Below are 22833 nucleotides of genomic sequence, written 5' to 3' on the forward strand. Positions count from 1 at the left end.
GCTACAACCTCGAACCTGGGGACTCAGGAGGTGAAACGCGGGAAGGCCGCGGCGCCCGCGTAGCGTGCGGCGTCGCCGAGCTCCTCCTCGATGCGGAGCAGCTGGTTGTACTTGGCCACGCGCTCGCCGCGCGCCGGGGCGCCCGACTTGATCTGACCGCAGTTGGTGGCCACGGCGAGGTCGGCGATGGTGGTGTCCTCCGTCTCACCGGAGCGGTGGGACATCATCGCGGTGAAGCCGGCGCGGTGCGCGAGGTCCACGGCGTCGAGGGTCTCCGACAGCGAGCCGATCTGGTTGACCTTGACCAGCAGCGAGTTCGCGGAGCCCTCGGCGATGCCGCGGGCGAGCCGCTCGGGGTTGGTGACGAAGAGATCGTCGCCCACCAGCTGGATCGTGGTGCCCAGACGATCGGTCATGGCCTTCCAGCCCGCCCAGTCGTCCTCGTCCAGCGGGTCCTCGATGGAGACCAGCGGGTACGCGTCGACGAGCTCGGCGTAGTACTCGACCATCTCGGCGGAGGTCTTCTTGGCGCCCTCGAAGGTGTAGGAGCCGTCCTCGAAGAACTCCGAGGCCGCGACGTCGAGCGCGAGCGCGACCTCCTTGCCGGCCTCGAAGCCTGCCTTGCCGATGGCCTCGACGATGAGATCGAGGGCGGCGCGGTTGGAGTCGAGGTTCGGCGCGAAGCCGCCCTCGTCGCCGAGGCCGGTGGCCAGGCCGCGCTCCTTGAGCACGGCCTTCAGGGCGTGGTAGACCTCGGCGCCGACGCGCATCGCCTCGGAGAAGGTCTCCGCACCGATCGGCGCGATCATGAACTCCTGGATGTCGACGTTGGAGTCCGCGTGGGAGCCGCCGTTGAGGATGTTCATCATCGGCACCGGCAGGAGGTGGGCGTTCGGGCCGCCGACGTACTGGTACAGCGGGGTTCCGGCGGAGTCGGCGGCGGCACGGGCCACGGCCAGGGACACGCCGAGGATCGCGTTGGCACCGAGGGAGCCCTTGTTCTCGGTGCCGTCGAGCTCGAGCATGGCGGCGTCGATCGCGCGCTGCTCCTGGACGTCCATGCCCAGGATCTTCGGCTGGATGTCGGCGATCACGGCGCTGACGGCGTCCTGGACGCCCTTGCCGAGGTACCGGTCCTTGTCGCCGTCCCGACGCTCGACGGCCTCGAAGGCGCCGGTGGAGGCGCCGGAGGGGACCGCGGCGCGGGCGAAGGTTCCGTCGTCGAGCAGGATCTCCACCTCGACGGTGGGGTTTCCTCGGGAATCGAGGATCTCGCGGGCGAGCAGGGCATCGATCAGGGCTGCCATGGGCTGTTCCTTCCTTCGGGTGAAGTGATGTCACGGCCGGTCGGCGCTGACCGTCCAGGGGTCAGTCTAGGCCGAGAGTCCCGGATCCTGCTCCGGGTCGGCGATGCGGGTCCGGGTGCGGGCCAGCAGCGTGCGCAGAGCCGTCTCGGGATCGTCGTCCCGGCACTCGGCGGCCACGGCGAGATCCAGCAGTGCCCGGGCCACCCCGGCGCCCCACTCCTGGGCGTCCTCGGCACGGGACGCCTCGTCCGCGGCCGCCAGCAGCTCCTCGAGCCGTCCCGCGGAGCGCGCACGGTGCACCGCCTTCGCGGCGGTCTGCAGGGCCGGCAGCCGGGCGGGGATGCCGTCGAACCAGCCCCTCTCGAGGGCCCCCGCGGACTCCTGCTCCGCGGCTTTGACCGCATGCCACTGGGCGATGATCTGTTCGACGTCCTCGGGGTCCGCCAGTGCCCGCTCGCGCTGCTGGCCGAAGACGTGCGGATTGCGCCGCTCCATCTTCGCGATGAAGGCGCGGGCCACGTCGTCGATGTCCCAGGCCGGCTCCTCCTCCTGGCCCACCCGGGCGTGGAACAGGATCTGGAACAGCAGGTCGCCGAGCTCATCGGCGAGCGCACCGGGTGCGTGGTCCGCGGGGTCGTCGATCACCTCGAGGACCTCGTGGGTCTCCTCGAGCAGGTAGCGGGCGAGCGAGGCGTGGCTCTGCTGATGGGTCCAGGCGTCGCCGGCGGGCGCGCGCAGCGCCTCCATCACCTCCACCGCCCGCAGCAGGGCGCTGCCGCGGACAGTGCGGTCAGCGCCGTCCCGCCGGAGGTCCGCCCGTCCGGGACCGCGCTGCTCGGGAGGCGCCGGCTCCGGGGTCGACCTCCCGGGTGCGGGATCGCGCTCGGGGATCTCGGGCACGGGGATGCTCTGCGCGTCGCTCACAGGAGCGAGGCTACTCGGCCGCGGTCCGGACCGCGGGTGCGCTGATCGTCTCCGCCGCGGCGGGGACGAGGGTGCGCAGCACCTCCCGCGCCCACTCCAGCAGGTCGTGGTCCCGCAGCTCGGTGCCTCCGAGGCGGGAGGTCATCGGGCGCGGCACCAGCACCTGACGCACAGCGGGCTTGAGCACGGTGCCCGGGTACAGACGCTTCATCCGCATCGCCGCGGAGTCCGGCACCTCCAGATGGGCGAAGCGGATCATCTTGCCCTGGGCCTGGATCTCGTCGACCCCGGCGGCGCGGGCGTCGATCCGGAACCTGGCCACGTCCAGCAGCACCTCGACCGGCGCGGGCGGGGTGCCGTAGCGGTCGATGAGCTCGGAGCGGATCTGGTCGATCTCGGAGCTCTCCCGCACTGCTGAGAGCTTCGAGTAGGCCTCCAGTCGCAGTCGCTCGGAACCGATGTAGTCGTGCGGGACGTGGGCGTCCAGCGGCAGCTCGACGCGGATCTCCTTCTCGGGCGCGGCGCTCTCGCCGCGGAAGGCCGCGACGGCCTCCCCCACCATCCGCACGTAGAGGTCGAAGCCGACGCCGGCGATATGTCCGGACTGCTCCCCGCCCAGCAGGTTGCCGGCGCCGCGGATCTCGAGATCCTTCATCGCCACCTTCATGCCGGCACCGAGATCGGTGTTGGTGGCCAGGGTGGTCAGGCGATCGTGCGCGAGCTCGGTGAGCGGCTTGGTCGCGTTGTAGAGGAAGTAGGAGTAGGCCCGCTCGCTGGAACGCCCCACCCGGCCGCGCAGCTGGTGCAGCTGGGAGAGGCCGAACTTGTCGGCGTGCTCGACGATGAGGGTGTTGGCGTTGGCGATGTCGAGGCCGGTCTCGACGATGGTGGTGCACACCAGCACGTCGAAGTCCCGCTCCCAGAAGTCGACGATGACCCGTTCCAGCTGGTGCTCGTTCATCTTGCCGTGGGCGACCCGGACCCGGGCGTCGGGCACCAGCTCGCGCAGGTGAGCGGCGACCCGGTCGATGTCCTCGACCCGGTTGTGGATGTAGAACACCTGCCCCTCGCGCAGCAGCTCGCGGCGGATGGCTGCGGTGACCTGCTTGTCCTCCTGCGCTCCGACGTAGGTCAGCACCGGGTGGCGCTCCTCCGGCGGGGTCGCCAGGATCGACAGCTCGCGGATGCCGGTGACGGCCATCTCGAGGGTGCGCGGGATCGGGGTCGCGGACATGGACAGCACGTCCACGTGCGTGCGCAGCGCCTTGAGCGTCTCCTTGTGCTCGACGCCGAAGCGCTGCTCCTCGTCGATGATCAGCAGCCCCAGGTCCTTGAACCGCACGTTCCCGGTGAGCAGACGGTGGGTGCCGATGACGACGTCGACGCTGCCGTCGGCGACGCCCTCGATGGTGGCCCGGGAATCCGCCGGGTTCTGGAAGCGGGAGAGACCGCGCACCACGACGGGGAAGCCGGTGTAGCGCTCGGCGAAGGTGTCCAGGTGCTGCTGCGCGAGCAGGGTGGTGGGGGCGAGCACGGCGACCTGCTTGCCCTCCTGGACCGCCTTGAACGCGGCGCGCACCGCGATCTCGGTCTTGCCGTAGCCGACGTCGCCGAGGATCAGCCGGTCCATGGGGACGGACTTCTCCATGTCCGCCTTGACGTCCTCGATCGTGGAGAGCTGGTCGGGGGTCTCGACGAACTCGAAGGAGTCCTCGAGCTCCCGCTGCCACGGGGTGTCCGGTCCGAAGGCGTGCCCGGGCGCGGACTGGCGGGCGGAGTACAGCCGCACCAGCTCGTCGGCGATCTCGCGGATCGCCCTGCGGGCCTTGGACTTCGTCTTCGCCCAGTCGGCGCCGCCCATGCGGTTGACGCTCGGCTCCTCGCCGCCGACGTACTTGGTGACCTGATCGAGCTGGTCGCTGGGCACGTAGAGCCGGTCGCCGGGCTGGCCCTTCTTGGAGGGCGCGTACTCGATGACGAGGTACTCGCGGGTGGTGCGCTTGGCACCGACGCCCACGGCACGGCTGGTCATCTCCACGAAACGGCCGACGCCGTGGTGGGCGTGGACGACGTGGTCCCCGGGGCGCAGCTGGAGGGGGTCGACGACGTTGCGGCGCCGCGAGGGCATCTTGCGCTCCTCGCCGCGACGCGCCCCGGACTTGCCGGTCAGGTCCCGCTCGGCGGAGAGGATCAGCTGCAGATCCGTATCGACCAGACCCTCGACGAAGGGGCCGACGGTGACCACGGCCTCGCCGGGCGCGACGGGTCCGTCGAGCTCGGCGGTGAAGACGGCGGGCAGCCCCTCGGCGCGGAGGTTCTCGGCGACGTGCCGCGCGCCGCCGGGCCCGACCATGGTCGAGATCACGGACCAGCCCTCGGTGCGGCGCCGTTCGAGGTCCTTCGCGGCGTCCCCGGGCTTGCCGGAGTAGCCGGGATGGGTGGAGGAGGCGGTCGTGAGGTCGACGTCGGTGTCGAGCCCGAAGGCGGCCAGCGTGAACCAGGCGCGGCCGCCCTCGCGGGCATGCCCCTTGGCCTCGGAGAGCGGCACGAAGCTCGCCGCGCCCACATCGATCGGCAGTCCGCCGCCGGCGGCGGCGCTGGACCAGGCCGCGGCGAGGAACTCCTCGGTGGTGGCGACCAGCTCGTCGGCCCGGGCGCGCGCCTTCTCCGGGTCCAGGACCAGGAAGCGGGCGCCGGCGGGCAGCACGTCGGCCACCTGCTCCATCTCCCCGACCAGCACCGGGCTGAGGGACTCCATGCCGTCGGCGGCGATGCCGTCCGCGATCCGCAGCAGCAGGTCCCGCACCCCGGGCAGCTCCTCGGCGCGGGCGCGGGCGCGCTCACGCACCTCGGGGGACAGCAGGATCTCGCGGCAGGGCGGGGCGTCCAGACCCCGCGGGGCAGGGTCCAGGGAGCGCTGGTCGGCGACGGAGAAGTAGCGGACGTCATCGATCTCGTCGCCGAAGAGGTCCACCCGCACCGGATGCGGTTCGGTGGGCGGGAAGACGTCGAGGATGCCGCCGCGCACGGCGAACTCGCCGCGCTTCTCGACCATGTCGACGCGGACGTAGGCGGCATCGACGAGGTCGCGCTCGATCTCCTCGAGGGGATAGGTGTCCCCGACCGCCGCGCGCACCGGGCGCAGGTCGCCCAGGCCCTTCGCGATCGGCTGCAGCAGGGAGCGCACCGGCATCAGCACCACGTGCGCCGGGTCCTCCGTCTCGGGATGCGCGATGCGGCGCAGGGTCGACAGCCGCTTGGCGACGGTGTCGGCGCGCGGGGAGAGCCGCTCGTGGGGCAGGGTCTCCCAGGCCGGGAGCTCGACCAGGTGCGCGGTGCCCACCAGGGCTGACAGCGCGGCCCGCAGATCCTCGGCGGCACGGGTGGTCGCGGTGACGATCACCAGCGGCTGCTCGGCGGTGGCCCGGCGGGCGAGATCCGCCACCAGGAACGGGAACAGGCCGGTGGCCGCGACGATGCTGCCGCCCTCGCCGCTCTCGGTGCCCTCGGCGACCAGGTCTCGGACCGCGGTGAGGTCACGGCCGCCGGCCAGCTGCTCCAGCAGCGGGCGCAGCGGGGGGTGCTCGGTGGTCGGCGCGGGGGCGGTGGTCTGCGTAGTCATCGGACCTCTCGGGAGTGGAAGCGCTGCTGGGCGGCGGTGAGGCCCTCGAGGATCACGGACTCGACGGCGTCGGCCGCATCGGAGACGAGCAGCTCCAGGGACCTGCGCTCGGTGGTGCTGAAGGGGGCGAGCACGTGATCGGCGGTGTCGCGGCCGCCGGCCGGTCGGCCGACGCCCACCCGCACCCGCAGGTAGTCCTTCGTGGCCAGGGCCCGGCTGATGTCGCGCAGGCCGTTGTGGCCGCCCTCGCCGCCGCCGAGCTTGAGCCGCACCGCGTCGAAGGGGATGTCCACCTCGTCGTGCACGGCGACGATCCGCTCCGGCGGGATGTCGTAGTAGGCGGCCAGCGCTTTGACGGGGCCGCCGGAGACGTTCATGAAGGTGGTGGTCTTGGCGAGGATCACGCGTGCATCGGCACCGGGGAGCCCGAGCCGCCCCTCGAGCACGACGGCCTGGGCGCGGCGGGCGGCGGCGAAGCGGCCGCCGGCGGCCCCCGCGATGTGGTCGAGGACCATCTGACCGATGTTGTGCCGGGTCCCGGCGTACTTCGGGCCGGGGTTGCCCAGGCCCACCACCAGGTACGGGCCGGGCCGGTGTGCACTCACGGTCATGGGCTGCTCCTCGCTGCTGCCTCGGTGCCGGCCGAAGCTGCTGCCGGCACGGCCTGATCCCGGTCGGCGCCGCCCGCCGATCCTGGTCCTCGCCGGGCGCTCCCCGCGGGGCGGTGCCGTTGGGCGGTGCCGCGACGCGGCAGGGTGCACGACCCCGGACACAGTACCGGGGCGCCGCGCTGAGCGCGACGCCCCGGTCCCTGGGGTGTGAGCAACGGAGCGGGCCGAGGGCAGGGTCTCCGCCTCGCGCGCTCCGCAGCGGTCACTCCTCCTCGGCGAGCGCCTCAGCGGCCTCCTCGGCCTCCTCGTCCTCGGACGCCTCGACGCGCGGCAGGGCCACGCTGGCGACCAGCAGCTCGACGTCGGAGATCAGCTCGCTGCCCGCGGGCAGGGTGACGTCGCCGGCGAAGACCTGGAAGCCGTCCTCGGTGCCCTCGACATCGATCTCGACCTGCTCGGGCACGTGGAGCGCATCGACCAGCAGGGTCAGGGTCTGCAGGTCGACGAAGGCCGCGGCCGGGGCGACGGGCTCGCCGGTGAGGATCACCGGGATCTCGACCTCGACCTTCTCGCCCTTGCGGACGGTGATCAGGTCGAGGTGGTTCAGGGAGCGCTTCAGCGGGTGGCGCTGGATCTCCTTGATGAGCGCGAGGTGCGTGGCGCCGTCCGGGAGGGAGAGCTCGAGCAGCGCGTTGGGATTGCGGGCCGCCAGGGCGGTGTCGTGCCCGGGGAGCGAGAGGTGGAGGGGGGCTTCGCCGTGTCCGTAGAGGACGGCGGGGATGCGGCTCTCGGCGCGCAGGCGACGCGAGGCGCCCTTGCCGAAGTTCTCGCGCAGTTCGACGTTCAGCTTCTCAGCCATGGGGTGTGCTCCTCGAAGAGGGGTGGCTCGACGATGAGCGACGCCACGGGGCACAGGGAGGGGTGATCCGCTCCCGGATTTCCGCACCGCGTCGATCACGGAGGGGCTGGCGCCCGCTCCCTCGCCGAAGTGACCAGGTGAGAGTAGCACGCTCCCCGAGCCGGGACGGAGGCGATGTGAGGGGCGCCGCCTCGGGGAGACCTCCGGCCTCGCCGTCCCGTCCCCTGGGGAGCGCTGCTCACACCTCGCCGTCGAAGATGCTGGTGACCGAGCCGTCGTCGAAGACGGCGCGGATCGCCCGCGCGAGCAGCGGCGCGATCGAGAGCTGGGTGAGGCGGTCGAACTGCTTCTCGGGCGGGACCGGCAGCGTGTTGGTGCAGATCACCTCCCGGACCGAGCTGGCCTTCAGCCGCTCGGTGGCGGGATCGGAGAGGATCGCATGGGTGGTCGCGATGACCACCGAGTCCGCCCCGTTGGCGACCAGGGCGTCAGCCGCCTGCACGATGGTGCCGGCCGTGTCGATCATGTCGTCGACCAGGATGCAGGTCTTGCCCTCGACGTCGCCGATCACACGCTTGGCCACGGCCTGGTTGGGCCGCTTGGGGTCGCGGGACTTGTGGATGAACGCGAGGTTGACGCCGCCGAGCTTCTTCGCCCACTGCTCCGCCACCCGGATGCGACCCGCATCCGGGGAGACCACGGCGAGGTCCTCCTGGCCGTACTTGTCCTGGATGTAGGCGGCGAGGATCGGCAGCGCCATCAGGTGATCGACGGGCCGTTCGAAATAGCCCTGCACCTGCGGGGCATGCAGGTCCACGGAGATCATGCGATCCACCCCGGCGGTCTCGTACATGTCGGCCATCAGCCGCGCGGAGATCGGCTCGCGTCCGCGATGCTTCTTGTCCTGACGCGCATACGGGAAGCTCGGCGCGATCGCGGTGATCCGCTTGGCCGACGCCCGCTTGAGCGCGTCGATCATGATGAGGTGCTCCATCACCCAGGTGTTGATCGGGGCGGGATGCGACTGCAGCACGAAGACGTCCGTGCCGCGCACGGACTCGCCGTAGCGCACGTAGATCTCGCCATTGGCGAAGTCCCAGGCGTCCATCGGCAGGACCTCGACGCCGAGCTCGTCGGCGACCTCCTGCGCGAGGACCGGGTGGGCCCGTCCGGACGCGAGGACCAGGCGCTTCTCCCCGGTGGTGACGATTCCGCTCATCGCTGCTCGTGCTCCTTGTGCTCGTCGGCGGCAGTTCCTGCAGGCGTCCTGGCAGCGGACTCATCGTCAGCGCCGAGGGCCGCGCGTGCCGCGGCCTCGGCCGCAGTCCCCGCACGGCGTCGCAGGGTCCATCCTTCCATGTTCCGCTGCGAGACGGCGCTGACGCCCAGCGCCCCCGCAGGGACGTCCTTGCGCACCGTGGTCCCGGCCCCGGTCGCCGCCCCGTCGCCGATCGTGACCGGCGCCACCAGGACGTTGTCGGCGCCGACGCGCACCTGGCGGCCGACGGTGGTGCGGTGCTTGTCCACCCCGTCGTAGTTCGCCACGATCGTGCCGGCACCGATGTTGGTGCCCTCGCCGATGTCGGCGTCGCCGACGTAGCTGAGGTGCGGAATCTTCGCACTCTCGCCGATCTTCGCGTTCTTCGTCTCGACGAAGCCGCCGATCTTCCCCGCCGCCCCGAGGTCCGTCCCGGCGCGGAGGTAGGAGAAGGGGCCGACGGCGGCGCGGGCGCCGATCACGGCCAGCAGCGCATGGGAGCGGACCACCTCGGCCCCGGCGCCCACCTCGGTGTCGCGGAGGGTGGAATCGGGGCCGATCACGGCCTCCTCACCGATGTCGGTGGCTCCGTACAGCTGGACGCCGGGAAGGATCATGGCGTCCTGCCCGATGCTGACGTCGGCGTCGATCCAGGTGGTGGCGGGGTCGACGATCGTGACGCCGGCGCGCATATGGCGCTCGAGGGTGCGGCGGTTCATCTCGGCGCCGAGCTGCGCGAGCTGGACCCGGTCGTTGACGCCCTCGACCATCATCACGTCGTCGGTGACCACGGCCCGCACCGAGCGGCCGTCCCTCCGGGCGATCGAGAGGACATCGGTGAGGTACATCTCACCCTGGGCGTTGTCGGTGCCGATGCGCCCGAGCGCGTCGCGCAGCACGGCGAGGTCGAAGGCGTAGATGCCGGAGTTGATCTCGTCGATCGCGCGCTGGGAGTCGTCGGCGTCCTTGTGCTCGACGATCCCGAGCACCTCGGAGCCGTCCTCGCTGCGCAGGATGCGCCCGTAGCCGGCGGGGTCGGGGACGCGGGCGCTGAGCACGGTGGCGGCGGCCCCGGCACCTTCGTGCGCGGAGACCAGCTCGCGCAGGGTGGCGGGGTCCAGCAGCGGCACATCCCCGTAGGTGACCAGGACGGTGCCCTCGCTCGCGGTGACCTGCTCGAGGCCGCACTGGACGGCGCGCCCGGTGCCGGGGATCTCGTCCTGGTCGGCGACGGTGACCTCGGCGGCATGCTCGGCGAGGTGCTCGGCGACGCGGTCCCGCTCGTGGCGGAGCACGACCACCAGCTCGGCGGGCCCGGTGCCCTCGGCCGCGGTGACGGCGTGCACGAGGAGCGATCTGCCCCCGATCTCGTGGAGGACCTTCGGTCTCCGGGATCTCATCCGGGTCCCGGCACCGGCGGCCAGAACGATCACGGCGGCGGGGGCGGTGGTCTCTTCGATTCCCACGTCAGCGGCTCCTCGAGGTCTTCGACGGGTGGGGCATGCGGCGTCGCCGCGGTCGTCCTGCGACATCACCCTCAGGGCGATGGGCGTTCCGCCATCAGGACTCGAACCTGAAACTTCAGAACCAAAATCTGAGGTGTTGCCGATTACACCATGGCGGATCGCGTCCCTCGGCGCGCCGTCGAGTCGCGTCCACCGGGCGCCGGTGGGACTGGCGGCGCCGCGGGCGCGGCCCGATCCTACCGCCCGGCCGGTGGTCGTCGGACCCCCTCCCGGGGCTCGCCCTCCCCCGGCCGCAGCGCCCCTCAGCCGGGCAGGACTCCGGGGCCGCGCCGGGTCGACGCCCACCGCCGTTCACGGTCGCTCGCCGTCGCTCGCCGTCGCTCGCCGTCGCTGACCGGTGGGTCACCTGTGGGAGACTCCCGCCATGGTGGAGAAGGAAGTCTCTCGCGCACGGACGACGCGCATGTCCGGCACGGAGCGCCGTGAGCAGCTGGTCACGGTGGGCCGGCGGGTGTTCGCCGAGAAGGGCTTCGACATGACCACCGTCGAGGAGATCGCGGCGCGCGCGAAGGTCTCCAAGCCGATCGTGTACGAGCACTTCGGCGGCAAGGAGGGCCTGTACGCCGTCGTCGTGGACCGTGAGGTCTCCACCCTGCTCAGCGATCTGGAGAACTCCCTCAAGGACCAGCGCTCCCATCCCCGGGTGCTGATGGAGCGGGCGGCGCTCGCCTTCCTCTCCTACATCGACGAGAACGAGGACGGCTTCCGGATCCTGGTGCGGGACTCCCCCGTCAGCCATGCCGTCGGCACCTTCTCCTCCCTGCTCACCGATGTCGCGCAGCGGGTCGAGGAGATCCTCGCCACGCAGCTGCGTCTGCACCGCTACCCGCCGCGCGATGCCACGCTGTACGCCCAGATGCTCGTCGGGATGGTGGCGTACACCGGCCAGTGGTGGCTGGAGACGCGCCGGCCCGCGAAGGAGGTCGTCGCCGCCCGCATGGTGAACCTCTCCTGGTACGGGCTCAGCGCCCTGCAGAAGAAGCCCTCGCTGCGCGAGAACGGGAGCAGCTGACGGGAGCCGGCGGCGGCCCGGCCCCTAGACTCGCCTCATGCCCACCACGCCAGACGCCGCCGCACCGCGCCACGACGAGGTCGACCGCATCGTCGCGGGCTGGCGTGCGGCACGCACCGATCTGGACGTCGCACCGCTGGCGGTGTTCTCCCGCATCTCCCGGCTGTCGCGGTATCTCGAGGTCGCCCGGCGCGGCGCCTTCACCGACGCGGGGCTGGAGGGGTGGGAGTTCGACATGCTCTCGGCACTGCGGCGCAGCGGCGACGACGCCCTCTCCCCCGGCGCGCTGATGCACGAGACGCTGGTGACCAGCGGCACCATGACGACGCGGATCGACAAGCTGGTCGCCCGGGGCCTGGTGAGCAAGAACCGCAGCCCGCATGACGGTCGCGCGGTCGAGGTGCGCCTGCGCGCCGACGGCGTCGCCCGGGTCGATGCGGCGATGGAGAAGCTGCTGGAGGCGGAGCAGGAGCTGCTCGCGCCGCTGGCCCCCGACGGGCGCTCCGCCCTCGCCGGCACCCTGCGCTCCCTGCTGCTGACCTTCGAGGTCGACGACCCTCCCCAGCGGTGAGCCGCGGCGGTGAGACCGTCGCCCCGTCCGTCCGCACCTTCCGCACTCCCTGAGGACCTCTCTGTATGGCTCATCTGCTCGGCACCCAGTCCCTGCACGTCTCCCTGCCCGACCGCGTGCTGCTGGATGACATCACCGTCGGCATCGACGAGGGCGACCGCATCGGCGTGGTGGGGCGCAACGGCGACGGGAAGTCGACGCTGCTGCGCCTGCTCGCGGGCCTGACCACACCGGATGAGGGCCGCGTCACCGTGCGCGGCGGGGTGCGGGTCGGGGTGCTCAGCCAGCAGGACGAGGCGACCGCCGACACCACCGTCCGCCACCGCGTGGTCGGCGATCGGCCCGAGTTCGAGTGGGCCTCGGACCCACGGATCCGGGACGTGCTGTCCGGGCTGCTCGAGGGCATCGACCTCGAGTCCCCGCTCACCGCGCTCTCCGGTGGGCAGCTGCGCCGCGTGCACCTGGCAGAGCTGCTGGTGGGCGACTGGGACGTGCTGCTGCTGGACGAGCCGACGAACCACCTCGACGTCGAGGGCATCTCCTGGCTCGCGGAGCATCTGCGTCGCCGCTGGAGCCGCAAGGACGGCGGCCTCGTGGTCATCACCCACGACCGCTGGTTCCTGGACGCGGTCTGCACCCGGATGTGGGAGGTGCACGACGGGATCGTGGAGCCCTTCGAGGGCGGCTACGCCGCCTATGTGCTGCAGCGGGTCGAGCGGGACCGCCAGACCGCGGCGATCGAGTCGAAGCGGCAGAACCTGATGCGCAAGGAGCTGGCCTGGCTGCGCCGCGGCGCCCCCGCCCGGACGTCGAAGCCGAAGTTCCGCATCGACGCCGCGAACGAGCTGATCGCAGGCGAGCCGCCGGTCCGTGATTCCGTCGCGCTGACCCAGCTGGCGACCTCGCGCCTGGGCCGGGACGTGATCGATGTGCTCGACGTGGATGCCGGCTACGGGGACGTGACCGTGCTGCGCGATGTCACCGTGCACATCGGTCCCGCGGACCGCATCGGGGTGCTGGGGCCCAACGGCGCCGGCAAGTCGACGCTGCTGGCCCTGATCACCGGGGAGCTGGAGCCGCAGGCCGGTCGGGTCAAGAAGGGCAAGACCGTCACCGTGCGGCAGGTGACCCAGCAGCTGGAGGGCCTGCAGCAGCATCTGGACTCGCGGGTCAGCGATGTGGTGGGCAGGTACCGCACCACCTTCCGCTCCGGGAAGGACGAGGTCACGCCCGGGCAGCTGCTGGAGCGGCTCGGGTTCACCCCAGCGCATCAGAAGGTGAAGGTCGGGGCGCTCTCGGGCGGTCAGCAGCGCCGCTTGGATCTGCTGCTGACCCTGCTGGACGAGCCCAACATCCTGGTGCTCGACGAGCCGACGAACGACATGGACACCGACATGCTCGCGGCGATGGAGGACCTGCTGGACACCTGGCCCGGTCCGCTGCTGGTGGTCTCCCACGACCGCTACCTGCTCGAGCGCGTCACCGACATCCAGTACGCGGTGCTCGACGGCACGGTCCGGCACGTGCCGGGCGGGGTGGAGCAGTACCTGGAGCTGCGGGCTGCGCAGACGGCGGCAGGGGCGCGGCCGACGGGCATCGGCGGTGCGGCCGGTTCCGGTGGCGCGGGCGGTGCCGGTGGTGCCGGTGGTGCCGGCTCCGGCGGCTCCGGCCGGTCACCGGCGTCCGCCCCCGCAGCCGGCTCGTCGGCCGCGGGGGCGTCGACCCTCTCCGGGCCGGAGTCGCATGCGGCGCAGAAGGAGCTCGGGGCCGTCGAGCGCCGGATGCAGAAGCTCGAGCGGCAGACGACGTCCCTGCACACGAAGCTGGCCGACCACGACCAGTCCGACTACGTGGGTCTCGCGGAGATCACGGCACAGCTGCGCGAGGTCGAGGGCGAGATCGAAGCTCTCGAGGAGCGCTGGTTGGAGCTGTCCGAGCTGCTCGGCTGAGCCGGACCGCCACTCACGCTGCGCCTCGTCGTCACTCCGGCTGCGCCCCGTCGCCACCTCGGATGCGCGTCGTCACTCCGGCTGCGCCTCGTCGTCACTCGCGCTACGCCGCGCCGGCTTCAGGACCGCGCCATGGCCTGCGGGAGATGAGCGTGAGGTGCGGGAGGAAGACGTGATCCCGCCGCCCCCGCGCGAGCCGGTGGCGGTCGCTGAGGGAATCGTGCTCCACCAGGTGCGGATCGATCAGTGCGAGAGCGCGACGGAGTGCGCCTTCGGGCTCGTCAACAGCAGTGCCCTGGATCTGGTCTCCGCTGTGGTCTCGGCGTGGAATACCGGATTCTCGGGACGTCCCTGGTGTCGGCTCGTCCTGGGGCGGGCCGGAGTCGGCATCGAGCGCGGAGTGCTCCGCGCCGGCGGTGCTGCCGAGGAGCCTCGCCCCCGTGCCGAGCGGGTCGTGATTGATGCCGCGGCGGTGGGACTTCTGCCCGTAGCGGGTGGTCCATTCGACGGTGCGGCGCTTCCCGTTCTCGTCACGGACGACGCGCGCGCTCTGCCCGGACTCCTCCTTCTGGTTGTCCGCGGCGCAGAGTCCGTTGCCGTTGTCCAGGGAGGTGGGACCACCCTGCGCCCAGGGGACGATGTGGTCGTTCTGGCGGATGCTCGCATCGCAGTGGGGCGCCCGGCAGGTCTGGTGGGCGATCCGGAGGAAGCGGGCGAGCGCCGGCGGGAAGCTGCGGGCAGTGGATTCGACGGCGACGAGCTGGCCGTCCTCCGGGTCGGTGTAGAGCCGGCGCAGCGCCGGCGCCAGCTCCGGATCCTGGTCCGCGGCGCTCATCGCCTCGCGCATCTCCTCGCGGATGTGCTCATAGGGCACCGCGCCGTAGCCCTCGATGGTGGCGGCGTCGGCATGGTCGGGGGCGAGGAGGGAGCGGTCGGTGATGATCACGCCGATGTCCAGAGTGGACGGATCGATCCCCTCGCCGCGACCGATCAGCGCATCGGCGAAGAGGTCCGCCATGATCTGCTGGTGGCCCCGCCGATCACCGTGGGCGCGGGCCTTCTCCGCGGCGATCGAGAGTCCCTTGCGGATGCGGGCGCCGTCGAGCCCGGACAGGTGCGCGGTGACCGTGCACATGCCGTGCTCGCCGCGGCGCACGGTGACACTGCGATCCTTCTTCGCCGTGCGATGACGGTCTGCGGCCCCGTGCGGATCCAGTCCGTGCAGCACCTTCTCCGCCTCACCGGCCCATTCCTCTGGACCGCAGTCCTCGAGGTAGGGAAGGTGGGCGGCGAGGATCTGATCGACCTGCGCGCGCTGCTCGGGGCTCGCCGGCGCCATCGTGCGCCCCACTCTGTGCGCGGAGCTGGGCACGATCCGGCCGTGGGCGAGTGCTGCGAGCATGCCGGGCATCGAGCGGACGAGGCGGCGACAGGAGGCCATCGACTGACCGGCGCAGGACCTGGACTGCTTCAGCGCCGTCGACACCTCGGACCGTGCGATCTTCAGCGCCTGCTTCGGCGTCTCCTCACGACGCCGACAGTCCTCCTTGACCGACTCCTCCAGGCGGATCAGCGCCCGTGCCTGGACCGCGGCCACCGCACCGGACAGCTCCTGGAGCCGACTCAGCACTGCGACGGTCTCAGTCGCCGACAGTCGATCGAGCGAGACGGCACCGTCCGCACCGATCTCGGCGAGCACGGCACGCGCAGCGGTCACGTCGACGTCACCGATCCGGAGTTCGCCGACACCCGCATCGATCGTCAATGCGCTTCGCGCTCCGGAGCGCTCCTGTGCAGCGATCGACCCCTCGGGGCCCCTCCCCGAGGTCGCACGCAGCGGCACGACCCCGGAAGCGTCGTGACCGACTCCCGGGGTTTCTTCGCTCGTGTCGTGCGGATCGTGTGCCATACCTCATATTTTCGCACAGAGATTCGATGAAGGGAAGGGCTCGGGAGAGCCTACTCGTGAGTAGCTACTTATTGTGGATAACTTCCACTGGGGAGGAACGGTGCGACGCCCCCGACATTCCTCCGCATTCAGGTGAGCACCGCAGGAGCCCATCGAGCGCTGCCCTCCGCTCGAGTTCCGAGACGTCGTCCATGGGCGGCGGCGCGACCGATGCCGAGCCCCGACCGCGAGCAGGAGCGCAGCCGGAGGAGGGAGCGGAAGTGCACGTCAGAGTGGAGGAAGGAGCGGGATGGGGACCAGCAGAGGGACCGGCTCCTGGCTTTCCGGGGCCGGGTCACCGACGGTCCGCCGCCTCTGCCACCCACGTGCAGCGCCGCGACGGGCACACCCGCGCTCGACCTGCACGCACTACTCCGGAACATTTCGCAGGAAACACGCGCTCATACCTGTTTCTCCGAGCGAATGAAGCACGTCATACAGCCTCATCATTCCTTTCCGGAGGAGTGCAGAGATCCCGTGCGAGATATTCACGAACCACCTCCTACCGTCGCGCCGAGGCTTGTCGGTGGTGCACCGAGGCATGTCGGTGGTGCACCGAACGGTGTGTCCCCACCCTCCCCTGCCTCGTCCGGGGTGCTCTCCTTCGCCGCCTTCTCCCCGGAGGTCGCGTCACGGGAGCGAGTGCGGGCGGGGTCCGCGCCGGGGAGGGATTGCACGGCGTTCGAAGATCCACGGATACTGGAGTCATGACGGATCCGCCGTTCCACCTTCGGCCCGCCACCTCCGGCGATGCCGAGGGATGCGCATTCGTGCACCGCACGGCGTGGGTCGAGACGTACTCCGAGCTGCTCCCTGCGCGGCACTGGGAGAGGGACACGCTGTCACGTCGCACGGAGAGCTGGCGGCGTCGGCTCGACGGCGGCGCGGCCGTCACCGTGGCGGAGTCCGCGGGACGGATCATCGGGTTCGCCATGACGACTCCGGCGCGCACGATCGGGGCGCACGAACCCGTGCGTGAGGTCGAGCTGTCATCCCTCTATGTCCTGACGGCTCACCACGGGACCGGAGCAGGGCAGGCGCTGCTCGATGCGGTGCTGAGGCCCGATACGCCGGCGCAGCTGTGGGTCCTCGAGGAGAACCCTCGAGCGCGTCGGTTCTACGAGCGCAACGGCTTCACCGCCGATGGCGCTCGCTGCGTCGAGGAGAGCCTGTCCCTCACCGAGGTTCGGCACGTCCGATGAGAGAGGGAGGACCGGTGATTTCGATCCCGGCCATCCACCGCGGGGAGACCGCGCCGGAGGACACCGGGGATCGCGGAGTCACTCCTCCTCGAGCACGCTCGCTCCCGGTGCCGACCCGCGGGCCACCAGGCACGACTCCACCAGCGACTCGCTCATCAGCCCCGCCGCGATCGAGCTGGCCTGCATCTCGTCCTCCACCAGCACCGCGATCGTCGGGCCCGATCCGCTGACCAGCGCGGCCGGGGCGCCGAGCTGCTCGGCGGCCTCGACCACGGGCTCCAGTCCGGGGTGCAGGGCGAAGGCCGCGGCCTGCAGGTCGTTGTGCAGGGTCTCGGCCAGCAGGTCGATGTTGCCGCCGCTGAGGGCCTGGAGCTGGCGCTCGTCGACCGTGGGTCGCGTGGCAGGGGTGCGCCCGCCACCGGCGGCGATCTCGTCGAAGCGGCGGAACACCGCCGGGGTGGAGAGGTGCCCGCCGGGGACGGCGAGCAGCCAGGTCCATTCCCCATGGGTGAGCACGGTGGTGAGGTCCGCCCCGTTGCCGCGGCCGAGCGCCGTGTGCCCGAGCATCGCGAAGGGCACGTCGGCGCCGAGCCGGGAGCCGAGCTGACGCAGCCGCTCGCCGCCCAAGCCCAGGCCCCACAGCCGGTCCAGGGCGACCAGGGTGGCGGCGGCGTCGGCCGATCCCCCACCCATGCCTCCCGCGATCGGGACCTGCTTGCGGATGTGGAGCGCGGCGCCGTCGCGGAGATCGCACTCGGTGCGCAGCAGCTCCGCCGCGCGCAGGGCCAGGTTCGACTCGTCCAGCGGGACGGTCCCCGGCACCTGGGAGCTGACCTCGAGACTCATCCCGTCGGCCCGGGTGGCGGTGATCGTCTCGTAGAGATCCACTGCCTGGAACACGGTGGCCAGGGCGTGATAGCCGCGGTCGTCGACGGCACCGACCCCCAGGGACAGGTTGATCTTCCCGGGGGCGCGCACCACCACCCGCTGACGCGCGGGCGGCATCAGGGAGTCTCCGTCTGCGCACGGGCGATCGCGCGGAACTCCTCGATGCCCAGGGTCTCGCCCCGGGCACCCGGGTCGATGCCGGCCGCCCGCAGGATCTGCTCGGACCGCGCCGCGGAGCCCGCCCAGCCGGCGAGGGCGGCGCGCAGCGTCTTGCGCCGCTGGGCGAAGGCGGCGTCGACCACGGTGAACACGGCCTCCCGCTCGGCATCGGTGCCGAGCGGCTGCTCGTGCCGGACCAGCTCGACGAGTGCGGAATCGACATTGGGGACCGGCCAGAAGATCTGCCGGGAGATCCTGCCGGCCTGCACCGCCCGGCCGTACCAGGCGGTCTTCACGCTGGGCCCGCCGTAGGTGCGTGAACCCGGGCCTGCGGTGAGCCTGTCCACCACCTCGGACTGCACCATGACCAGGGCGGTGCGCACTGCGGGGAAGCGCCCGAGCATCGTGAGCAGGATGGGGGTGGCGACGTTGTAGGGGAGGTTCGCGACCAGTGCCGTCGGCTGCCCGGCGCTCGGGAGCGAGGGGAGCTCGGTGACCTGCAGGGCGTCGGCGTGCACGAGGCGGAAGCGCTCGTCCTCGACGCCGCGGGCGCGGAGCGTGAGCGGGAGCAGCTCGGCCAGTCCCCGATCCAGCTCGACGGCGACCACGTCGGCCCCGGCCTCGAGCAGGCCCAGGGTGAGAGAGCCCAGACCCGGCCCCACCTCGAGCACCGCCTGACCCGGCTCCACCCCGGCCCGACCCACGATGGTGCGCACCGTGTTCGGGTCCATCACGAAGTTCTGTCCGCGCTGCTTCGAGGGCCGGATCCCGGCGGCCTCGGCGAGCTCGCGGATGTCCCGGGCGGACAGCAGCATCCCGGCGTGCGCGGCGTCGGCGCCGGTCATGCGGCCACGACCTCGGGCCAGCGGTACACGTCCTGGGTGGTGGCCCGGATCGTGCGGCAGGCCTGCTCGAGGTCGGTACCGGTCACCTCGGCGATCGTCGCCATCGTGTGCGGGATCAGGTAGGAGGAGTTGGGCCGGCCCCGGTACGGGACCGGGGTGAGGAAGGGGGCGTCGGTCTCGACCATGACCTGGCCGAGGCCCACCTCCGCGAGCGCACCGCGCAGGTCCGCGGCGTTCTTGAAGGTGACGGTGCCGGCGAAGGAGAGGAACCAGCCGCGGTCCACGCACTCGCGGGCGAACTCGGCATCGCCGGAGAAGCAGTGGAGGACGGTGCGCTCCGGGGCGCCGTCGGCCTCGAGCACCTCGAGCACGTCGCGATGGGCGTCACGGTCGTGGATCTGCAGCGGCAGGTCCAGCTCCTTCGCGAGCGCGATGTGTGCCCGGAACGCCTCGATCTGGGCGGTGCGGGCCTGCTCGTCCTGCCGCGAGGTGCGGAACCAGTCCAGTCCCGTCTCGCCCACGACGACCATCCCGGGTCCGCGCAGCAGCTCGGAGACCTCGTCGATCGCCGCGGCGAGCCCGATCAGCTCCCGGCCTTCGTGGTCACGCCCGCGCGCGTGCAGCGCCGCTTCGTTGGGGTGCACGGCGACACCGCCGCGCAGCGAGGGAGGGCACTGCGGGGAGGCGAGCAGCGCGGCGGTCCAGCGCACGGCCTCGAGGTCGGAGCCGATGGTGATCTGCGCATCGATGCCGACGGCCGCGGCCCGGGCGACGTGGTCGTGGACGCTGAGCTGCTCGTCGCCGTCGGCGAAGTCCAGATGGCAGTGGTTGTCGATCACCGGGACGGGCAGCGGTTCGGGCGCCGGCGGCCAGGAGCGGTCGCGCTTCTTCCCCCGGGGGTCGATGTCCTCGCGGTCGCGCACCGGTGGCGGGGCGGCGGGTGAGGACGGGGTCTCGTGCGGTGACGACATGCGACCATGGTAGGAGGGCCCGGGAGCGTCCCGGACCACGGTGGCCCTCCGGCCCCCGGGCGTGACCGGACCGTGCCCCTCGGGGCGGCCCCGACGGGTCCCGGGACCTGGCCGCCGTCCTGCGCGGTGTGATAGCTCACGGGCACGAAGCGGGCCTGGAGGGAGCGGAGGATCCCGGGATATGGCAAGATGGGGCGTCGTTGCGCGTCCCTTCGTGCACCCGAGCGCCCCGAGTCCGTTGGACCGGGTTCGGGTCGCTGCTCGGGCGGATGCCAACGCACGTTCACCCTCCGGACCGTCAAGGAGCGTCCCATGGCAGTGCCCAAGTTCAAGATGTCCCGTGCGCGCACGCACTCCCGTCGCTCGCAGTGGAAGGCCCACAACCCTGACCTCGTGCAGGTGACGGTCCGTGGCCGCACCGCCGCCGTGCCGCGTCGCCTCGCGAAGGCGTACCAGCGCGGCCTCCTCGAGATCGAGAACTGATCGACTGACTGATCCCGAAGACCCCGACACCTGGTGTCGGGGTCTTCGTCGTTCCTGGTGGCGTCGTTCCTGCGGCCGACGGGCGCCGGACAGGCATGCGCACCGCGACGCACCCACCTCCGCGTCATCCACCATCGCGTCGTCGCCGCGCTCACCTCCTCTGCAGCGCCAGGTCGTAGAGCTCGCTCGCGCCGACGCCCGCATGGGCCCGGGCGACCTCCTTCGCCGCGGCCTTGAGCCGCTCCCCCGCCGCTGCTCGGGCCAGCACCTGTGCGACCAGGTCCTCCGCGCTCGCCGCCACCGGCTCCGCGCCCGCCACCACGATCACCACCTCGCCGAGCACCTCGCCCTCCTGCGCCCAGGTGACGAGCTCGTCGAGGCTGCCGCGCCGGATCTCCTCGTAGGTCTTGGTCAGCTCGCGGGCCACGGCGGCCGGGCGCGCTCCGCCGAAGGCCGCCGCCATCGAGGAGAGGGTCGCGGCGGTGCGTCGCGGCGATTCGAAGAACACCATGGTGCGCTCCTCGGTCACGAGCGGTGCGAGCGCGCCGGCCCGACGACCCTCCCGGCGCGGCGGGAAGCCCTCGAAGGTGAAGCGGTCCGGGGCGATGCCGGAGGCCGCGAGCGCCGTCAGCACGGCGGAGGGTCCGGGGAGCACGGTCACCCGGTGTCCGGCCTCGGTCGCGGCGCGCACCGCACGGAATCCGGGATCGGAGACGACGGGCATGCCGGCGTCGGTGACGATCAGGACCCGCTGCCCCTCCGCCAGTGCCTCGAGCAGCGTCCCGGTGCGTTCGGCCTCGTTGTGCTCGTGGTAGGACAGGATCGTGCCGCGGGTGGCCACCTCGAGCTCCCGGACCAGGCGATGGAGCCGGCGGGTGTCCTCGGCGGCGATCAGATCCGCCTCGCCGAGGGCCCGCATCAGGCGCACCGAGGCGTCCAGCGGGTTGCCGATCGGGGTGGCGGCGAGGGTGAGGACTCCGGGCTCGAGCATCCCGCCATGCTAGCGATCCCCGCCGCCTCTGCTCGCTCCGGTCCCCGGCCCCTCTCCGGCCGACTCCCCGCGATGACCTAGCATGTCCGAGTGCCCACGGAGGAGGAAGCGACATCCCGCGCCCATCGCGTCGCCGTCGACGACGAGCCGGGGGCCGTGCTCGCCTCCTACCGTCGGCGGCTGCGGGCGTTCGACCTGCCCGCCTCCCGGCTGGCCTGGGCCGGCGCGATGGCCGTGTTCGGGCTCGCCCTGGTGCTGCGGCTGTGGGGCCTGGGCTCGATCGGCGAGCTGATCTTCGACGAGACCTACTACGTCAAGGACGGTTACACCCTCACCCAGCAGGGCGTGGAGATGTCCTGGCCCGAGGAGCCGGACGCCGCCTTCGAGGCCGGGGACGTGGACACCTACCTGCCCGAGGGCGCCTACGTGGTCCATCCCCCGCTGGGCAAGTGGCTGATCGGCGGCGGCATGCTGCTGCTGGGGGCCGACGATCCCTGGGGCTGGCGGATCTCCTCGGCGGTGCTGGGCTCGATCGCGGTGCTGCTGCTGGCCCGGATCGGGCGACGGCTGCTGCGCTCGACCACCGCGGGGCTGATCGCCGGCCTGCTGCTCGCCGTCGACGGGGTGCCTCTGGTCCACTCCCGCACCAGCCTGCTCGATCCCTTCTTGATGTTCTTCGCGCTGGCGGCGTTCGGCGCGCTGCTGATCGACCGCGATCGCTTCCGCGAACGACTCGCGCTGGCCAGTGCGAGCCTGCACAGCAGCTCCGCGGCATCGCCCCCGCTGGGGGTCTCCGGCGGTCTGCGCCCTTGGCGGCTGACGGCGGGCCTGCTGCTGGGCATGGCCTGCTCGGTGAAATGGTCGGGACTGTACTTCGTGGCGGTCTTCGGGATCATGACGGTGCTGTGGGACTGGTGGGCCCGCCGCACCGCCGCCCAGCGCGACTGGCTGCTCGGCGGGCTCCTCCGGGATGCGATCCCCGCCTTCTTCGCGGTGGTGGGCACGGCGCTGGTGACCTACGTGGCCTCCTGGACCGGCTGGTTCGTCTCCGCGGTCGGGTACAACCGCCACCTCGCGGCGGAGGAGGGCATGGCCACCGGCCACGGTGTCCTGGACTCGCTGCTGTCGCTGTGGCTCTACCACGTCCAGGCCTACAGCTTCCACGTCGGCCTCGACTCCGAGCATCCCTACGAGGCGAACCCGTGGGGGTGGCTGCTGCAGCTGCGGCCCACGAACTTCTACTACCGCTCCTACGACTTCGGCGAGCACGGCTGCGAGGTCGCCGAGTGCGGGGCGCACATCCTCTCGGTCGGCAACCCGCTGATCTGGTGGCTGGGCACCCTCGCGATCCTGGTGACGCTGGTGCTCGCGGTGGTGCGCCGGGACGGGCGCGCCTGGGCGGCGCTGTCGGGGATCCTCGCCGGCTATGTGCCGTGGCTGTTCTTCAGCGAGCGGACGATCTTCACGTTCTACACCGTCGCCTTCGCGCCCTGGCTGATCCTGTGCCTGGCCTACGTGATGGCGCTGGTGATCGGCCCGGCGGACGCGGAGCGGGAGCGACGGCTCGCCGGCGGACTGTTCGTCGGCTCGCTGCTGGTGCTGATCGTGCTGGTCTCGGCGTTCTTCTGGCCGGTCTGGACCGGCCAGGTGCTCGATCTGGAGCAGTGGCGCTACCGCATGTGGCTGCCGTCCTGGACCTGACCACGG

18 protein-coding genes and 1 tRNA gene are annotated in these 22833 nt (G+C 71.8%); 6 read left to right on the forward strand and 13 right to left on the reverse strand.

Annotated elements, in window-relative coordinates:
• Window positions 1-23: 23 nt before the first annotated feature.
• The 8 genes from eno to CFK38_RS12875 all read right to left on the reverse strand — a co-directional run bounded on the left by eno (window position 24) and on the right by CFK38_RS12875 (window position 10205).
• A complete protein-coding gene (eno, locus tag CFK38_RS12840; RefSeq protein WP_096803420.1) occupies window positions 24-1307 on the reverse strand; it encodes a phosphopyruvate hydratase in 1284 nt (427 codons plus the stop codon).
• Between the two features lie 66 nt (window positions 1308-1373).
• Window positions 1374-2231, reverse strand: coding sequence for a MazG nucleotide pyrophosphohydrolase domain-containing protein (locus tag CFK38_RS12845; RefSeq protein WP_245851044.1), 858 nt, complete (start codon window positions 2229-2231; stop codon window positions 1374-1376).
• 10 nt (window positions 2232-2241) lie between these two features.
• Complete coding sequence (gene mfd / locus CFK38_RS12850; protein WP_096803421.1) at window positions 2242-5853, reverse strand: transcription-repair coupling factor; 3612 nt, start codon at window positions 5851-5853, stop codon at window positions 2242-2244.
• Window positions 5850-6464, reverse strand: coding sequence for an aminoacyl-tRNA hydrolase (gene pth / locus CFK38_RS12855; RefSeq protein ID WP_096803422.1), 615 nt, complete (start codon window positions 6462-6464; stop codon window positions 5850-5852). The genes mfd and pth overlap by 4 nt, the downstream gene beginning before the upstream one ends.
• A gap of 262 nt (window positions 6465-6726) precedes the next feature.
• On the reverse strand, window positions 6727-7323 hold the full coding sequence (locus CFK38_RS12860; RefSeq protein ID WP_096803423.1) for a 50S ribosomal protein L25/general stress protein Ctc: 597 nt from the start codon (window positions 7321-7323) through the stop codon (window positions 6727-6729).
• 238 nt (window positions 7324-7561) lie between these two features.
• A complete protein-coding gene (locus CFK38_RS12865; protein WP_096803424.1) occupies window positions 7562-8542 on the reverse strand; it encodes a ribose-phosphate diphosphokinase in 981 nt (326 codons plus the stop codon).
• A complete protein-coding gene (gene glmU / locus CFK38_RS12870) occupies window positions 8539-10047 on the reverse strand; it encodes a bifunctional UDP-N-acetylglucosamine diphosphorylase/glucosamine-1-phosphate N-acetyltransferase GlmU (RefSeq protein ID WP_096803425.1) in 1509 nt (502 codons plus the stop codon). The genes CFK38_RS12865 and glmU overlap by 4 nt, the downstream gene beginning before the upstream one ends.
• Before the next feature lie 86 nt (window positions 10048-10133).
• A tRNA-Gln gene (locus CFK38_RS12875) sits at window positions 10134-10205 on the reverse strand.
• Between the two features lie 305 nt (window positions 10206-10510).
• Between CFK38_RS12875 and CFK38_RS12880 the strand changes: the two genes are divergently transcribed.
• The 3 genes from CFK38_RS12880 to CFK38_RS12890 all read left to right on the forward strand — a co-directional run bounded on the left by CFK38_RS12880 (window position 10511) and on the right by CFK38_RS12890 (window position 13639).
• Complete coding sequence (locus tag CFK38_RS12880) at window positions 10511-11119, forward strand: TetR/AcrR family transcriptional regulator (RefSeq protein ID WP_172895798.1); 609 nt, start codon at window positions 10511-10513, stop codon at window positions 11117-11119.
• Window positions 11120-11156: 37 nt separating this feature from the next.
• The gene (locus tag CFK38_RS12885; protein WP_096803427.1) at window positions 11157-11690 is read left to right on the forward strand and encodes a MarR family winged helix-turn-helix transcriptional regulator; all 534 of its coding nucleotides are present in this window, start codon (window positions 11157-11159) and stop codon (window positions 11688-11690) included.
• 65 nt (window positions 11691-11755) lie between these two features.
• Window positions 11756-13639, forward strand: coding sequence for an ABC-F family ATP-binding cassette domain-containing protein (locus CFK38_RS12890; RefSeq protein WP_096803428.1), 1884 nt, complete (start codon window positions 11756-11758; stop codon window positions 13637-13639).
• Window positions 13640-13742: 103 nt separating this feature from the next.
• Here CFK38_RS12890 and CFK38_RS12895 read toward each other — a convergent pair whose 3' ends face one another.
• A complete protein-coding gene (locus tag CFK38_RS12895; protein WP_245851046.1) occupies window positions 13743-15356 on the reverse strand; it encodes an HNH endonuclease signature motif containing protein in 1614 nt (537 codons plus the stop codon).
• A gap of 938 nt (window positions 15357-16294) precedes the next feature.
• Between CFK38_RS12895 and CFK38_RS12900 the strand changes: the two genes are divergently transcribed.
• Window positions 16295-16789, forward strand: a complete 495-nt coding sequence (locus CFK38_RS12900) for a GNAT family N-acetyltransferase (protein WP_096803430.1) — start codon at window positions 16295-16297, stop codon at window positions 16787-16789.
• A gap of 78 nt (window positions 16790-16867) precedes the next feature.
• On the opposite strand, the gene CFK38_RS12905 is transcribed toward CFK38_RS12900, so the two are convergent.
• Genes CFK38_RS12905 through CFK38_RS12915 form a run of 3 tightly spaced genes read right to left on the reverse strand, consistent with a single transcriptional unit; the run spans window position 16868 to window position 19652 of the window.
• On the reverse strand, window positions 16868-17794 hold the full coding sequence (locus tag CFK38_RS12905; RefSeq protein ID WP_096803431.1) for a 4-(cytidine 5'-diphospho)-2-C-methyl-D-erythritol kinase: 927 nt from the start codon (window positions 17792-17794) through the stop codon (window positions 16868-16870).
• Window positions 17794-18681 (reverse strand): 16S rRNA (adenine(1518)-N(6)/adenine(1519)-N(6))-dimethyltransferase RsmA, encoded by an 888-nt coding sequence (gene rsmA, locus CFK38_RS12910; protein ID WP_096803432.1) that lies wholly within the window; start codon window positions 18679-18681, stop codon window positions 17794-17796. Before rsmA ends, CFK38_RS12905 begins: the two co-directional genes overlap by 1 nt.
• Window positions 18678-19652: a TatD family hydrolase gene (locus tag CFK38_RS12915; protein WP_096804354.1), complete on the reverse strand. Its 975-nt coding sequence runs from the start codon at window positions 19650-19652 to the stop codon at window positions 18678-18680. The genes rsmA and CFK38_RS12915 overlap by 4 nt, the downstream gene beginning before the upstream one ends.
• 312 nt (window positions 19653-19964) lie before the next feature.
• Between CFK38_RS12915 and rpmF the strand changes: the two genes are divergently transcribed.
• Complete coding sequence (gene rpmF, locus CFK38_RS12920; protein ID WP_096803433.1) at window positions 19965-20135, forward strand: 50S ribosomal protein L32; 171 nt, start codon at window positions 19965-19967, stop codon at window positions 20133-20135.
• A 151-nt stretch (window positions 20136-20286) separates the two neighbouring features.
• Here rpmF and rsmI read toward each other — a convergent pair whose 3' ends face one another.
• Window positions 20287-21126 carry a 16S rRNA (cytidine(1402)-2'-O)-methyltransferase gene (rsmI, locus tag CFK38_RS12925; protein WP_096803434.1) on the reverse strand — a complete coding sequence of 280 codons (840 nt, stop codon included), beginning with the start codon at window positions 21124-21126 and terminating at the stop codon, window positions 20287-20289.
• Window positions 21127-21216: 90 nt separating this feature from the next.
• On the opposite strand from rsmI, the gene CFK38_RS12930 reads away from it, so the two are divergent.
• Window positions 21217-22827, forward strand: coding sequence for a dolichyl-phosphate-mannose--protein mannosyltransferase (locus tag CFK38_RS12930; protein WP_096803435.1), 1611 nt, complete (start codon window positions 21217-21219; stop codon window positions 22825-22827).
• Window positions 22828-22833: the final 6 nt, after the last annotated feature.

Origin of the sequence: Brachybacterium vulturis (assembly GCF_002407185.1) — a bacterium.
GTDB classification, from domain to species: domain Bacteria; phylum Actinomycetota; class Actinomycetes; order Actinomycetales; family Dermabacteraceae; genus Brachybacterium; species Brachybacterium vulturis.

Coding starts and splice junctions, on each gene's coding strand:
- CFK38_RS12885 (WP_096803427.1), top strand. CDS start 11,157: ATGCCCACCACGCCAGACGCCGCCGCACCGCGCCACGACGAGGTCGAC.
- CFK38_RS12900 (WP_096803430.1), top strand. CDS start 16,295: ATGACGGATCCGCCGTTCCACCTTCGGCCCGCCACCTCCGGCGATGCC.
- rpmF (WP_096803433.1), top strand. CDS start 19,965: ATGGCAGTGCCCAAGTTCAAGATGTCCCGTGCGCGCACGCACTCCCGT.
- CFK38_RS12915 (WP_096804354.1), bottom strand. CDS start 19,652: ATGTCGTCACCGCACGAGACCCCGTCCTCACCCGCCGCCCCGCCACCG.
- rsmA (WP_096803432.1), bottom strand. CDS start 18,681: ATGACCGGCGCCGACGCCGCGCACGCCGGGATGCTGCTGTCCGCCCGG.
- rsmI (WP_096803434.1), bottom strand. CDS start 21,126: ATGCTCGAGCCCGGAGTCCTCACCCTCGCCGCCACCCCGATCGGCAAC.
- CFK38_RS12860 (WP_096803423.1), bottom strand. CDS start 7,323: ATGGCTGAGAAGCTGAACGTCGAACTGCGCGAGAACTTCGGCAAGGGC.
- CFK38_RS12865 (WP_096803424.1), bottom strand. CDS start 8,542: ATGAGCGGAATCGTCACCACCGGGGAGAAGCGCCTGGTCCTCGCGTCC.
- CFK38_RS12890 (WP_096803428.1), top strand. CDS start 11,756: ATGGCTCATCTGCTCGGCACCCAGTCCCTGCACGTCTCCCTGCCCGAC.
- CFK38_RS12905 (WP_096803431.1), bottom strand. CDS start 17,794: ATGCCGCCCGCGCGTCAGCGGGTGGTGGTGCGCGCCCCCGGGAAGATC.
- CFK38_RS12880 (WP_172895798.1), top strand. CDS start 10,511: ATGTCCGGCACGGAGCGCCGTGAGCAGCTGGTCACGGTGGGCCGGCGG.
- eno (WP_096803420.1), bottom strand. CDS start 1,307: ATGGCAGCCCTGATCGATGCCCTGCTCGCCCGCGAGATCCTCGATTCC.
- mfd (WP_096803421.1), bottom strand. CDS start 5,853: ATGACTACGCAGACCACCGCCCCCGCGCCGACCACCGAGCACCCCCCG.
- pth (WP_096803422.1), bottom strand. CDS start 6,464: ATGACCGTGAGTGCACACCGGCCCGGCCCGTACCTGGTGGTGGGCCTG.